Origin of the sequence: Paraglaciecola sp. (genome assembly GCF_051252315.1) — a bacterium.
Taxonomy (GTDB): domain Bacteria; phylum Pseudomonadota; class Gammaproteobacteria; order Enterobacterales; family Alteromonadaceae; genus Paraglaciecola.
Genome location: NZ_JBPOFP010000009.1, coordinates 59934 through 74306 on the forward strand (window position 1 = coordinate 59934; position 14373 = coordinate 74306).

12 protein-coding genes are annotated in these 14373 nt (G+C 39.9%); 5 read left to right on the forward strand and 7 right to left on the reverse strand.

The window, feature by feature from the left end; all coding sequences use genetic code 11:
- The first annotated feature begins 58 nt into the window (after positions 1 to 58).
- Positions 59 to 361 (forward strand): SemiSWEET transporter, encoded by a 303-nt coding sequence (locus ACSHXM_RS03165; protein ID WP_435687270.1) that lies wholly within the window; start codon positions 59 to 61, stop codon positions 359 to 361.
- Positions 362 to 453: 92 nt separating this feature from the next.
- On the opposite strand, the gene ACSHXM_RS03170 is transcribed toward ACSHXM_RS03165, so the two are convergent.
- The 7 genes from ACSHXM_RS03170 to manD form a co-directional block, all read right to left on the reverse strand.
- A complete protein-coding gene (locus ACSHXM_RS03170; RefSeq protein WP_435687271.1) occupies positions 454 to 825 on the reverse strand; it encodes a YbaN family protein in 372 nt (123 codons plus the stop codon).
- 14 nt (positions 826 to 839) lie between these two features.
- Positions 840 to 1652: an alpha/beta hydrolase gene (locus tag ACSHXM_RS03175; protein ID WP_435687272.1), complete on the reverse strand. Its 813-nt coding sequence runs from the start codon at positions 1650 to 1652 to the stop codon at positions 840 to 842.
- Positions 1653 to 1830: 178 nt separating this feature from the next.
- Positions 1831 to 4542 (reverse strand): alpha-amylase family glycosyl hydrolase, encoded by a 2712-nt coding sequence (locus ACSHXM_RS03180; RefSeq protein WP_435687273.1) that lies wholly within the window; start codon positions 4540 to 4542, stop codon positions 1831 to 1833.
- Positions 4543 to 4595: 53 nt separating this feature from the next.
- Positions 4596 to 5420, reverse strand: coding sequence for a hypothetical protein (locus ACSHXM_RS03185; RefSeq protein WP_435687285.1), 825 nt, complete (start codon positions 5418 to 5420; stop codon positions 4596 to 4598).
- Between the two features lie 60 nt (positions 5421 to 5480).
- Entirely contained in the window at positions 5481 to 7238 is a 1758-nt protein-coding gene (locus ACSHXM_RS03190; RefSeq protein ID WP_435687274.1) for a sodium:solute symporter family transporter, read from the reverse strand.
- Between the two features lie 9 nt (positions 7239 to 7247).
- Entirely contained in the window at positions 7248 to 8384 is a 1137-nt protein-coding gene (locus tag ACSHXM_RS03195) for a Gfo/Idh/MocA family protein (protein WP_435687275.1), read from the reverse strand.
- Between the two features lie 48 nt (positions 8385 to 8432).
- Positions 8433 to 9650 carry a D-mannonate dehydratase ManD gene (gene manD, locus ACSHXM_RS03200; RefSeq protein WP_435687276.1) on the reverse strand — a complete coding sequence of 406 codons (1218 nt, stop codon included), beginning with the start codon at positions 9648 to 9650 and terminating at the stop codon, positions 8433 to 8435.
- Positions 9651 to 9801: 151 nt separating this feature from the next.
- Here manD and ACSHXM_RS03205 point away from each other — a divergent pair, with 151 nt between their 5' ends.
- The 4 genes from ACSHXM_RS03205 to ACSHXM_RS03220 form a co-directional block, all read left to right on the forward strand.
- On the forward strand, positions 9802 to 10806 hold the full coding sequence (locus ACSHXM_RS03205; protein ID WP_435687277.1) for a LacI family DNA-binding transcriptional regulator: 1005 nt from the start codon (positions 9802 to 9804) through the stop codon (positions 10804 to 10806).
- 226 nt (positions 10807 to 11032) lie between these two features.
- Positions 11033 to 12607 carry a sugar porter family MFS transporter gene (locus ACSHXM_RS03210; protein WP_435687278.1) on the forward strand — a complete coding sequence of 525 codons (1575 nt, stop codon included), beginning with the start codon at positions 11033 to 11035 and terminating at the stop codon, positions 12605 to 12607.
- Between the two features lie 421 nt (positions 12608 to 13028).
- Positions 13029 to 14111, forward strand: coding sequence for a dTDP-glucose 4,6-dehydratase (gene rfbB / locus ACSHXM_RS03215; protein WP_435687279.1), 1083 nt, complete (start codon positions 13029 to 13031; stop codon positions 14109 to 14111).
- Positions 14112 to 14135: 24 nt separating this feature from the next.
- A partial coding sequence (locus ACSHXM_RS03220; protein WP_435687280.1) for a sugar phosphate nucleotidyltransferase occupies positions 14136 to 14373 on the forward strand: 238 nt, incomplete at its 3' end.

Consider the following 14373-nt stretch of genomic DNA (forward strand, 5'->3'; position numbering starts at 1 on the left):
ATAAAAATTCAACTAACTAGGTAAACTTGCCGCCACTATTTATTCAGAGGAGAACATTATGACAACTATTGAAATTTTAGGCTTTACATCGGCATTTTTAACTACATGTTCTTTTATACCTCAAGCAATACAAGTGATTAAAACCAAAGATACTGAGTCATTATCTTTAGCAATGTATAGTATTTTTACGATAGGCGTAGCGGGTTGGTTGTTATATGGAATTGTCAAACAAGATAGTGCAATGATAGTTGCAAACATGATAACCCTACTTTTATCCTCCTGTATTCTAGGCATAAAAGTCTATAACGATATACGGATAAAACGTGCAAAAATAAATGAACAAGACGTTTTGCCAAGCTAAGTGTTTTTTAAAGCAGGCTTTTTATCACCCCCATTAAATAACTGGACACTCAGAACGACCCTGCGTTTTTTGAACTAGGCGTCAGTGTGCAGTTATTTACTGCCTACTTTTTCATTTATCCGCCAAATCCAGAGCAGTAAAATACAAGCTATAGCTATCAGCATAAACTGCAATAGTATTCTCGAATGTAACAACCCTATAGAAATGGCAAAGGTTATAAGAATCGCAGAAGTCGCGCGCTTTTTGGTCAGTCTAGACATTGTCTTAGACTGCTCCCACCTTTGTATATCTTTTCCAAACCAAGGGTTATTAAGCAACTTTTGATGAAAACGTTTAGAGCTTTTGGCAAAACAGGCTGAAGCTAAAATTAAAAAGGGCGTCGTTGGTAACAAAGGTAGCATCACACCTATAACGCCCAATAACACACAACACCCACCACAAAATAGATAAACAGGCTTTTTCAATTTCTATCCTAAGACTAAAAAGTGGGTTGTTGTTGAAATAACCATTTTACTGAGTCGACAAACTCGGAACCCCACAACGCCTCATTATGCTCGCCCCCGATGACACGTTTAAACAAAGTATTACTTCTAGGGTGACCTTGTTGTTTGAGTTGTCGTTGCATGGTGGTGGTGTCGGCGATCATGCCATCGCCTTCTTGGTCGCCAAACATAACGTAAATTCGTGCGTCTAATTTCGCTTTTTTAAGTTTTGTATAGGCGTAAACATCTTGTGAGTACCAATATGAAGGTGAAAATATCCCGGCTTTGCTGAATACGTCTGGATATTCGTGTAATGCGTAATGAGAGATCAATCCCCCCATTGAGCTGCCTATTATGGCAGTATTTAACCTGTCTGGTTTAGTGCGAAAGTTTGTATCTATGTAGGGTTTGACTACGTCTACAATAAAATTCATATACTGCTTACCTTGCGCTTCTCCAAATCGTTTGTTTGGCCAAGGTGACAATTCATTCATTCGTGTTTCCCCACCGTTATCAATAGCCACAACAATAAACTCAAGACCTTCGTTTTTAGCTAGCGCATTCAACGATTCGTCAATCCCCCACTCTCCCGCGTAAGCCGTTAAGTTATCGAACAAATTTTGCCCATCGTGCATGTATAAGACTGGATAAGATTTAGCGGAAGCATCATAACTTGGTGGCAAATACAAACGTACACTACGTTGTCTATCAAGGTCAGGCATTAAGAATTGATAGGGTAAAAGTTGCACATTACTAGTGGCTGAGGCTTGTTTTTGAGGTTCGCTACAAGCACTCATAAAAACGAGCATGATCATAAACCAACAGGCAGAAAAAATAGAAAATCTCATAACAAAAGACAACAAATTATTTCAAGATAAATTAAGCAGCCATCAAACCTAAGATCGCTTACTTAATCAAGAAAAATTTACGGTCATTAAAATAGTTAACTTAGGCGACTCTTCTTATCCCGAGTTCTGGTTAATTAATTTACTCTTTAACAGGCTGAAGTTGGATCATAAGATCATCTAAAATTTTAGGCGCCGTAGAGGTCGCCCCACCAAAACTCCATATGTCGTTACTTGGACTCAAGTCTCGGTAATTTCCCTCACCACTTTTATCCCAAGTGGTAATGTAAATAGACACTTTACTCCAATCATTAATGCCAAGGTTATTGCCTAGATAGGTAAAGTGAATTCTATTGTTCTTTTTGTCTACTCTAATGTCAGGAGCAAGCCCCGGTTTATCGCCTTCTTGATTCACATCAGCATTCGTCGATAAATACAAATAGTTCCCCCAGCCAAAAGCCACATGCGCAAGATCCCATTTTTTATTGTCTGGGAATACGCCTCCGATGATAGGAAGTGCCTGCTTTGCGCCATTCGCTTTACCATGCAAGCCAAGTTTTTGTTTGGCATTTAACGAAAAGAAAATATTAAAAGAAACATGATCAAATCCATTGGCAGGAGACCAAAGCGTTGACACATCACACATATCCAATGCAATTTCTAACACGCTACCTGCAGCCTTAGCTTCTGCCTTCAACATATCCATTTGGCAGCCAAAACTCTGTTCTAAAGGTCTTGTATATCGGCCAGATAAACCATGGTCATCTCCTTTAGGATCAAGCCTTTCTCCTGAATCTTGTATATTTGAGAATTGGCTAATGTAGCTGAGCAAAGTAGATGCCTTATTATGTTTTTCTGAATAAAGCTCAATGGTACGTTTATGTTTTCCTAAGTCAGACACAGGTATCTCTACCTTCCAACCCCCGTTAGAGTCTGTATTAAAGGTTTTAGCTTGACCGACTTTTCCGTCAATGACTCGTAACAATTGAGCACTTTTAAATCGACTAGTACCTGTTATGAATGCTTCAGATTGATCAAGGTATTCTGGTTGAAGGTCGTTTACGCTAAAATCAGAACCTTCTTGGTTTGATTTTATGGGCTTTCCACTATCGCCGCCAAATATGGCAAAAGACTGCGCGGGCAACACAGTGGTGACCTGTCCATTTTCATCTACGTTTAACCCATTAGGTAAATTATGACTCAGCAATAACTGAGCTGAATGACTTCCATCATAATTGACATATTCGGTAGTAAGTCCATTCAACAACACGGGTTGTTTCGCCGTATTAAATAACACATAGGCACTTTTCCCTTGATATTCCCGACGATAAACCAACACCCCAGCCCCAGCTGAGTTATCTTGAATTATTTGTAAGCTCCCTCGACTAAACACTTTATGGGCTTTTCGGATGTTGGCCATTTTTTGAATAAACTTGTACATCTCAGATTGCTGATTAAATTGATCAACGTCAGTCAAATATCCCCCTGCAAACATTGCTTGACGGCTGTGTCTAAAAGATTGCTCATCACCTTGATAAATCGTTGGGATCCCCGGCACTGTCATCATCAAGGCATAGGCTTGTTTAAAACCATCTATGTTGCCTGAGGCTAAGAACCGTTCGACATCATGATTATCAATAAAATTGCTAACTAAATAAGGATTAGAAAAATGCTGCATTTGTGCATTAAGTCGATATGACAAATATGCAGTAGGCGCTCCACCCGCAAACACGCGACTTATTTCTTTGTATAAAGGAAACCCAATTGCTGAGGACAGACGTTTTTGATGTGCATTTGATACATATTCTTTTAGCTTCATTTCACCGTTGTCTTTAAGGGGATTTGAGGTGTTAAAGATTTCTCCAAAACTTAAAAAGTCTTTTCTTCCAGTGCTCTTGGCTATTTGGTTGAGCCCATTTGGGCCATGTAAAAAGTCTTCATAGAACTTTTTTTCAACATATTTAGCGGTATCGATTCTCACGGCGTCAACACCAGCCTGTTTAATCCAAAATCCAAACGATTCTTTTAAGGCGTCGCGTACCACTGGATTTTGTGTATTGAGGTCATCCAAACCTGCGGTTTGAAACGTCGTTTCTTGGCGTGGGTCTGAAAAATCAGCAATGTCAGGCGTCCAATTAAAAATATTCGCCGATAGGTGCGCGGGATTAGTCGGATCATTTTGCGAAAAAGGAAACTGTGTAGGGGCGGTCGTAGGAAGACTATTTTTATTACGTTGAACATGGCGCTGCACATTCGAAGCGTCGTAATCGTCAGGATACGAAAAATAATTTCCCGTATGATTCACTACTACGTCTTGAATTAAGTACATGTCGCGTTTATGCAACTCACTCGACAGAGTCTGATAGTCGTTTAATTCACCATAATGTTCATCGACCTGTTTAAAATTTCGAGCCCAATATCCGTGATACCCAGTATAGTTAACGAGAGGATCCCACCATTGATGCGCCACATGGGGAGTTGTCCAAACGGCTGTAGCGCCCAAATTCTGAATATAGTCTAATTGCTGTACTACGCCCTTTAAGTCACCTCCGCTATAATGACTTTCTTTGGCTGGGTCGTATACGTTAGCACCTTGGTCGTTGTTTGTAGGATCTCCATCTGCAAACCGGTCAATCATCAGAAAGTATACAATTTGATCTCGCCAATCTGGCGAAGGAACATGCAAAAGTAGCGCTTCTTTATTTTTATTGACGCCGGCGTTAGCTATAGCCCCAAATAAAGAACCCGCACACCAGAAAACCAGACATGCCAAAACAGTCAAAAATCGCATCATTAAACCTTCACTAAAGAGTCTATCTTGACCAGATAAACTACCAGTTGAAGATAAATTCACAACTGTCTACATACGTATTCAGCGCAAGGGGCAACAACGATAATTTTACACTTTTAGGGATATAGGGGGATCTTTAGAATAGTATTTTCGATATTTTTATACTCTGTAGACTCAACGAAACCTAAGCTAAAAGATTGAGGCGTCTTAAGATATTTATTCTTGTCACTTCGGCCAAAACCAAACACTGTCATATCAGGTCTGCTTACATAGTTGTCTGGATAATTATCATCCTGATGGTGCAATAAATATAACATTCTTGGTGAGTTTTCATCTCCAAACGCTATCCACTCAGGAGCAGGTAAATCATCTAAGAACGGGGTATTAATACTATGCTTTTTTTCATCTGCAGAAGATATCCAAAAATCAGTAGCATCCATGGTTCCCCCCGGTACACCTTCATATTGAATCCAATATTGATGACCTGAGCTAACTTGACGCATAGTAAAATCACAACGCTCTGGATAAAAATCCCATTGCCCATGCCACTTTCCATTAGCTGAGGTAAACACGATTCGAATATGTTGTGGCGACTCTATTTCGACGACTGAAGTTGAAAGATCAGTCCCACTATTCATGGCATGAAAATAGTCACCGTCTTGCTTATGAATGGCATTCGGGAAACCTCGGTATTCACCTTTCCAACCTGAGCCTGGCTTATTATGAAACCCCAGCCAGTCCACACCTTGAACATCTAATAAACTAGATAAACCACCGCCCGTTTTTTCTAAAAAGTAAGTGGCATTGTTAGTTGTCACTATGTAAGCAGGTAAACCACCAGCTGAGCTATCAAATCCGTTAAGTAGGGTCACTTGTTCTTTTGCCGATTCAGGCTCAAAACGACAACTTAACAACAAACTACTCAATAAGCTGATCATCATTAAACGTTTAATTATGTATAACACGTACTTCTTGTCCTTACGCTTTCTGTCTGAATTAACTTAATTGATTGACAATTCTTTGGGTTTGGCGCTTTTTTTCAATAAAGCTCCCACAACTAATATCGTTAATGCACAACAAACAAATAATAATCGTCCCCACATAGGGTTAGGAATAAGTGCCATGAAAGTAACACCTACGCCCATGTAAATTACCATATTGCCTAACTTTGCACGTTGTTGTCTGTCATATTCGTCTTGCTCATTATCTGCAATGACAGGTGTTTCAATGTCGACAAAGAAGTCTTGTGTTTGTTGTTTGTATTGGTCTTTATTTTCATTGTAAAAAAGGCTAGTTGCACAGAAGAAGCCAGCAGTAATGATCAGGTGTGCCGCAATAGTGGTCATTAGGTTTACGTCGACAGACTCTCGACGTGTTAATTCAGGTAACCCCAACCATTCAGCAAATAATGCAGGAGTCAGAACATTCATCATTAACCACGATACAAACAAACCAAGAGCCACAGTAACCCAAGGTGCCCATTTAGGTGTTTTCTTGATAAACAACCCTAAAATAAGGGGGATAAGTAATGGCACTTGGATCATAGTGGACACCGACATCATAAGGTCAAATAAACTCAGTTCTTTGAGTGACTTAAAATACAAGGCCATTACAATCACCAAAATACCACTAACAAAGCTAATAAACTGACTGATGTACAACAATCGCTTATCACTAATTTGTGCGCCTTTTTTAACCAATAATGGTTGAATGACGCTACGTACAATAATGCCTGAGTTTTTATTTAAGGCAGAGTCCATTGAAGACATTGATGCTGCAAACAAACCTGCTAGGAGTAAACCAACAGTACCCAAAGGCATTGCATTACGAGTAAAGACTAGATAAACGGCATCACCAGCTTTATTGCCCAACTCTGAATAGGCTGAAGCGGCGTCAGGATACAAAATGGCCGACGCCCAAGGTGGAATAAACCATACAATACTGCCCACCCCCATTAACACCATGGCCAACAACGCCGCTTTTCTAGCATTGTCTGAATCTTTAGCATTGAGGAATCGAAACGAATCATTAAGGTTCATGATAGTGATCATTTGTTTTGCTAAAAAGAATACAAAGGTGCCCACCAATAACAAACCATAATTCATGTTGGGACCTAAAAAGAAGTCAGAAGGAAACTCAGTCACTAACTCAACAGGACCTCCAACTTTTACTAGGGCCACCACTGCACAGGCAACCGACACAACAGCGACAACTAAAGTTTGAACAAAATCAGAGGCCACAACTCCCCATGCGCCGGAAAGCACAGAAACGAACAACACAGCTAAGCCAGTAATAATGATGGTCAAACTAATATCAGCATCAAACACTGCACTAGAAAACACGCCTAAGGCGTTCAACCATATACCGGCATTGATTAAACTAAAGACAATAAGAGCCCATGAAAAAAACAGTTCGTTTTGTCTACCAAACCTTCTTTTAATGCCTTCTGTTGGGGTGTCGACTCGCATTTGACGGAATCGGGCGGAGAAATACGCCCAACCACAAAAATAAGCAAAAGTATTGGCAAAAAAGACTAAACAGACTGCAAAACCATCGGTAAACGCTTTCCCAGCAGCGCCGGTGAAGGTCCAGGCAGAAAACTGTGCCATGAAAGCGGTGGAGCCAACCATCCACCACAACATTCTTCCGCCACCGCGAAAGTAATCACTGGTTGAGTGACTGGCCATTTTCTTAAAGGTAAAACTGATACCAACTATTAATACAAAATAGCCAGCAATCACCAAATAGTCATAAAACATGGGTAACCCTTACAGATGGCTTACATCGACCCAATTGTCATTTTTACGGATTAAGTCAATCAACTTTTGATATTGACTTCCTTCTTTAAAGGTTTGATACGGTGCGACCTCTTCCCCTTTAATGTCTTTCACCAATTCACGAATTAAATAGCGCCAGTTTCGTTCTGTGTCGCCATCAACGTCTGGCACATCAGCGGCTATGTCTGCTGGTAAAGGCACTTCTTGCCACTCTTTATTGGCTCCATAAACATACAAAGGTCCTGCTGCATAATGACCTTTAATGTAGATAGCACCTTTGCTGCCGTAAAAAACAATATGGTCTTCGTTAAATCGAGGGTGTAAACCACCATGTTTAAACATAACCGACACAGGCTTTTTCGCAAATGGACTTTGCAATTGTGCCAACACGTTATATGACCATTCAACATTAGATTCGCCCCATTCGAGCGAAGGGTCGTTTAAATCTTTTGGAATAAAGTCTCGTCGCGTTTTAAAGTTGTGCACGCCATCAACAATAGGCGCTTTACCTAAATCATCCCGTACTTCACCCATAATCGATAAGATTTTTTCACCCACGACCGAAGTAACGATAGACAACACATGAGTAAAGTTATTGTTAAGCCTACCACCGCCGTCTTCTTTGCGGTGAGACCAACCAAAAGGAATATCTCGTTCTAGGTTAAAATGAGAATTACTTTCTACCTCTAATGGCTCTCCAATCACACCTTCTTCTACCAATCGCTTCGCATGTAACACTTCAGGCATGTACCTAAAACTTGCTGCAAAAGCCGTTTTAACTTTTTTCATCTTGGCAAGTTGGTACAATTCTTCCGCGGTTTCACCACTTTGTGTTAATGGTTTATCACAAAACACATGGCAACCAAATTCAATCGCCTGTTTAATCGGCTTAACATGAGCACCGCCAGGCGTGCCGATAGACACCACATCGGGTTGGCAATCGACTAAAGCTTGCGCCCAATCGGTTCCGGCATATGGGATATTCATATCTTTTGCGACTTGGTGCACCACTGCTTCAGTTCTGCCCACTATGCCGACAATCTCTGCGCCGGCATACCTAAATGCATCAGCATGACCTTGACCTGCGAAACCAGTTCCACATATTAAGACTTTAATTTTGTCACTCATATTTTTATCCTTTATTTCTTAAAGAATTAACCATTAATCTGTATAAATTTACCAGTTCCATAAGGTACCGTCTTCTAATCGGCTGACAGGCAAATAGGAACGTTTATATGGATATTCGGTTGCAGCATCTTCATCGAACTCGATACCCAAACCCGGAGCATCACTCATGTATGCCATGCCATTTTCGACCCGATAATCATGCTTAAATAGTTTTTGCAGTTGCTCATTACCAAAACCCACGAATTCTTGAATACCAAAGTTAGGCGCCCATATATTTAAATGCATATGAGCCGCAAAACAGACGGGAGACAAATCAGGTGCACCATGAGGGGCCGTTTTAACATTATAAATACTAGCGTAATCGGCTATTCGCCTTAATGCTGTAATACCTCCCGCGTGCGTAGCGGCAGTTCGAATATAGTCTATCAGTTGATTTTGGATAAGATCTTTACAATCCCAAATGGTGTTATAAGTTTCACCAATAGCTAAAGGCGTGCTGGTTTTTTGCCTGATCAATTTATAGTTGTCTTGATTTTCAGCCATGGATGCGTCTTCTAAAAACAGCAGATTATACTTCTCAAGCATTTGCCCTAATTTGGCAGACTCAATAGGTGTTAAGCGACTGTGCACGTCATGTACAAAATCCACTGTATAACCAAATCTCTCTCGTGCTTGTTCAAAAAGGTCGACAATCATGTTGAAGTATTTTTGGGTTGACCATTCTTCTTCAGGGGGCAAAGGTCTATTTCCCTGTAATTCAAAGTAATCTTTTTTGTCACCTAAGACACCGTAAGTCACTTTTAAGCCCGGTACAGCCGATTGCAATCGAATCACTTTAAAGCCTTGCTCAATAAGACCTTCAGCTTTATCTAAGGTATCTGCAATGTTTTCTCCATTAGCATGGGCATATAAAGTCACACCTTTACGGCTTTTTCCGCCTAATAACTGATACACTGGTAAATTAGCAGCTTTGCCTTTTATATCCCAAAGCGCCATGTCTATCGCAGCGATTGCAGCCATCGTAATCGGCCCTTTACGCCAATATGCGCCCTTGTACAGATATTGCCAAATATCTTCAATATCATGGGCATTTCGCCCAATCAGGCAAGGCACGACATGTTCTTCTAAGTAGGCAACAACAGACATTTCTCGCCCATTAACTGTGGCATCACCTAGCCCGTAGACACCTGTATCCGTTAATACTTTTACGGTAACAAAGTTTCTACCGGGACAACTTACAAACACTTTTATTTCTGCAATTTTCACCTTATGCCTCACTCTTTGACTTTTACTTTATAGTCAACACTACACAACAACTAAATCGATTTACTAAACCGGTTTAGTTGAACAATTTAACATAGTAAGGCAAGATGTCAATATTGTGTTAATTTGCCACTTCAATTCCAACTAAGAGTTCATGCCAAAAATAAAACTGATAGATGTCGCCCAACACGCTGGAGTATCCAAAAGTACAGTGTCTCAATATATCAATGGGCGTTTTGAGTACATGTCCAGCGATACCAAAGAGCGAATAGAAGCCGCCATCAAAGCACTTAATTATGTGCCTAATCCTATTGCCAGAAGTTTAAAAACAGATAAAACCAAAACTATTGGTGTGATTGTGCGAGACATCACTGGTTATTACACCAGTCGCGCCATTAGAGGCATAGACGATTACTGTAAAGCTAACCAATATAACGTACAGATTTACAATACAGATTTTGACCCAGAGGTTGAAGCTAGGTCTCTTCAGGCATTACATCAATTGCGTATTGACGGACTTATTATTGCGTCTTCAGGAAAAAACCAAGGACTTATATCTGATTATATTAGAAGTGGCTTTCCTGTGGTTCAGTTTCAACTAGAGCACGACGATACAGATAAAAACATTATTTTATCCGATTACAAACAAGCCGCCTTTGAGGCCACCGAATACTTAATTCAACAAGGTCACACAAAGATATGTTTTGTCACTCAAGAATTTGAACAAGTAAAATCTCGAAGTGAACGTTATCAAGGTTATGCAGACGCCTTAACTAAACATAAGATCCCAATCGTTAAAGAATTAATTCAATATTGGAAAAGAGAGTCTGGCCTGCAAAACTCCATTAAAAACATTATGCAATCCAGCGCACCGACTGTATTTTTTACTCAGCATCTGGCCATCACCACAGACGTATTAACCGAATTTAACCAAACCAATGTGAGTATTCCCGAAGACATTTCATTGTTAGGTTTTGATGAAGTGCCTATGGCAGAGTTTTTTAAAGTCCCCATCACAGTAGTACAACAACAACCTTATGAAATTGGAGCCCAAGCGGCAAAAATGTTGTTGGAAAATATCCAAGACAAGCAAATTTCGACTAAAACAATCATGATCCCCTGCTCGTTAGTTAAAAGAAAATCCGTTAAAAAACTATAATACAAGGTTTAGTTTTAACACTTTTTGCGCTTCCCCCAATAAAGTCAGCTTCAAGGAGCTGACTCAATCTCGCATACCGCCCTTTTATAACATTGCGACTTAACGCTTGATAATCATGTAACGATTAAATATACAATTTCCACTCTAATAAGACTGTATATTTTTAACAATTAACATTATCATAGCTTTGTAATAATAATGTTAACTACAAAGCGGTAACTTCAAAATGTCATCACCCACTAGAAACGCGTTTTTATATTCACTCATAGTTGCCTTTGGCGGCTTTGTATTTGGACTCGATATAGTTCTCATTTCAGGCACAATCAAAGCGATCACCTCTGAATTCAGTTTAACTGCTTTAGAAGTCGGCTCCATTGTTTCCGGCCCTGGCTGGGGAGCTTTAGTCGGGCTGATTTGTACGAGTTATTTTGCCGACAAATTTGGTCGAAAAAATACCACTTTAGTTATAGCGGCTTTGTATACGTTATCAGCTATTGGATCAGCCTATGCTCCTAGTGCAGCGTTTCTTTTTTGGGCTAGATTCTTGGGTGGGCTAGCCTTTGCTTCTTTATCATTAGCTTCTATGTATATAGGTGAAATTGCGCCGCCTAAGTCTCGCGGAAAATTAGTAGGTTTGAATCAACTTAATATTGTAATAGGCATCTTTGTCGCTCAAATATTAAATTACTACATCATTAATGGCACAGAACAAGGAGCGGCTTGGACCTTAAACCTTGGCTTAAATGCCGAAAACGCCTGGCGCTGGATGTTAGGTGCTGAAATTATTCCAGCATTAATTTGGTTCAGTGCTTTATTTATTGTTCCTGAGAGCCCTCGTTGGTTAGCCCTTAACGGCCAAGAAGACAAAGCTAAAGCATCATTAAGTAAAATTACTGAAGCTGAAAATTTAGATAGAGAAATAAACGAGATAATTCATAGTTTAGATGACACTAACCACCACTCTTTATCACTTCCACAACAATTTAAATTATTATTTTCTTCTAAAATGCGTATAGCCCTCATCATAGGTGTGGTCATTACCATCATTCAACCCATGACAGGTATGAACGCGGTATTGGCCTATATGCCAACAATCTTTGCTCAATTAGGTGGGAGTGAAAGCTCAGCCTTTGGCCAAACAGTGATGGTAGGGGGTATAGGTTTATTCTTTACCGTATTAGCCTTGGTGTTTATTGATAGATTAGGCAGACGACCAATACTGCTGGGTGGACTAAGCTGGGCGATTGTAAGTTTGGCCATTGTGGCATTAGGCTTCTTTAACGCCACTTACGTCATCACACCAGAATCCTTATTATCACTTAAAGACGCCATCGACATTAATCTACTTCAACCTCTAGTTAATGTTGAATTTAGCTCAGACGTAGACTTTAAACAGGCACTAGAAACACATATTGGTCGAGATGCTTTGGTCAAGCTAGAAGGTGATTTAATGACTGCTGCCACTTCCATTAATGGAATGATGGTGCTGTTGGGTATTGTAAGTTTTCAGTGTGCTTACAACTTTTCATTAGGCCCAGTGGTATGGATTTTGTTATCAGAAGTGTTCACTACAAAAGTACGTGCTGTAGCCATACCATTTTGTGGCTTCGTGGCCAGTGTATTTGGCGGAATTTTAGTACCCCTATTCTTTCCTTGGCAGTTAGAAAACACTGGCGCGGTATCGACTTTTAGCGTGTATTTAATTTGTTGTGTAGTTGGCTTATTATTCGCCTATAAAGTGATCCCAGAAACCAAAAACAAATCCATCGAAGAGATAGAATTAGAATTAACCGGTAAGTAGTTAACCTGAGTACTGGATAAGAGGTATCGACCAAGTTAAATTTAACACTATAATTCAATAACTTAGTGGAGCTCGGCCAAATCACCTCAGCTGAATTCTTACTCGGTGACGAAATTTTTCGTGTATAGCAAGGCGGATTGTCGTACGTAATAACGTGTTATTGCTAGACAATCCAACGCCGATAAACACTAAAAGAGCGTTATCGAGAGGTTCGCCTTATCCAGTATTCAGGTTAGTTATAATCCACTAAGACTGATAGCCCGATTAAGCGGGTTATTAGTCTAAATCTCAATCTCAATCTCAATCTCAATCTCATTTCCAATGTAATTCCCCTTTTCTAAAAAGACAAAATATATTTGCTATAAATTACCTGTGAAAACGTGGCATAATTGCCGGCATTTTTCACAGTAAGGATATAGAAATGAAGTTATTGGTTACTGGTGGCGCAGGCTTTATTGGCAGTGCCGTGGTGAGACATATTCTAAAATCATCCGAAGATACAGTTATCAACCTAGACAAATTAACTTACGCAGGCAATGAAGAATCTATCCCTACTGATATACGTTCAAGTCGTTATATTTTTGAACAAGTAGATATTTGTGACGCCACTGAGTTAAAACGAGTATTCATTGAACATCAACCTGACGCTGTTATGCACTTAGCAGCTGAGTCTCATGTAGATCGTTCAATTGATGGGCCAGGCGAGTTTATTCAAACAAATGTTGTGGGTACCTACACATTATTAGAAGCTGCAAGAGAATATTGGTCGGGGTTAACCGAAGAGCAAAAAGGAAAGTTCATTTTCCACCATATTTCCACTGATGAAGTATATGGAGATTTACCTCACCCAAATGAAGTAGCAGCAGGTACAGAACTACCACTTTTTACCGAACAAACTTCTTATGCGCCAAGCTCGCCCTATTCAGCTAGCAAAGCCAGTTCGGATCACTTAGTAAGAGCATGGCAACGCACATATGGTATGCCAACTGTCATCACTAATTGTTCGAATAATTATGGTCCTTATCATTTTCCTGAAAAACTAGTGCCACATATTATTTTGAACGCATTAGCAGGTAAACCTTTACCGGTATATGGTGATGGTAGTCAGATTCGAGATTGGTTATTTGTAGAAGATCATGCTCGAGCGTTAGTAACGGTAGCGAAATCAGGCAAAGTAGGCGAAACCTATAATATTGGTGGGCACAATGAAAAGCGCAACTTAGAGGTGGTAGAAACCATTTGTGATTTACTGGATGAACTCGCTCCCAATAAACCAGAAGGTGTTAATAATTACCGTGATTTAATTACCTTTGTTACTGACCGCCCAGGTCATGATGCGCGATACGCTATAGATGCAGAAAAAATACAAAAAGATTTAAACTGGACGCCAGAAGAGTCTTTTGAATCAGGTATACGTAAAACCGTCGAGTGGTATTTAAGTAACAAAAATTGGTGGCAAAGAGTGATGTCTGGTGCGTATAAATTAGATCGTTTAGGCGCCTAATTTAATAATTAGTGAAGGATTAAAATGGCAAAGTACAAAGGTATTATATTAGCAGGTGGCTCAGGTTCTCGTTTACACCCAATTACTCAGGGAACGTCTAAGCAACTATTACCCATTTATGACAAACCTATGATTTATTACCCGTTATCAGTATTAATGTTGGCTGGTATCAGAGAAGTTTTGATCATTACCACCCCAGAAGATCAAGCTAACTTTGTTAAATTGTTTGGTGACGGTAGTTCTTTTGGTATCAACATTAGTT

What these genes read in the sequence shown, in the direction of transcription:
- ACSHXM_RS03165 (WP_435687270.1), top strand. Translation starts at nt 59, where the DNA reads ATGACAACTATTGAAATTTTAGGCTTTACATCGGCATTTTTAACTACA.
- ACSHXM_RS03175 (WP_435687272.1), bottom strand. Translation starts at nt 1,652, where the DNA reads ATGCTCGTTTTTATGAGTGCTTGTAGCGAACCTCAAAAACAAGCCTCA.
- ACSHXM_RS03185 (WP_435687285.1), bottom strand. Translation starts at nt 5,420, where the DNA reads ATGATGATCAGCTTATTGAGTAGTTTGTTGTTAAGTTGTCGTTTTGAG.
- ACSHXM_RS03190 (WP_435687274.1), bottom strand. Translation starts at nt 7,238, where the DNA reads ATGTTTTATGACTATTTGGTGATTGCTGGCTATTTTGTATTAATAGTT.
- ACSHXM_RS03195 (WP_435687275.1), bottom strand. Translation starts at nt 8,384, where the DNA reads ATGAGTGACAAAATTAAAGTCTTAATATGTGGAACTGGTTTCGCAGGT.
- ACSHXM_RS03205 (WP_435687277.1), top strand. Translation starts at nt 9,802, where the DNA reads ATGCCAAAAATAAAACTGATAGATGTCGCCCAACACGCTGGAGTATCC.
- ACSHXM_RS03210 (WP_435687278.1), top strand. Translation starts at nt 11,033, where the DNA reads ATGTCATCACCCACTAGAAACGCGTTTTTATATTCACTCATAGTTGCC.
- rfbB (WP_435687279.1), top strand. Translation starts at nt 13,029, where the DNA reads ATGAAGTTATTGGTTACTGGTGGCGCAGGCTTTATTGGCAGTGCCGTG.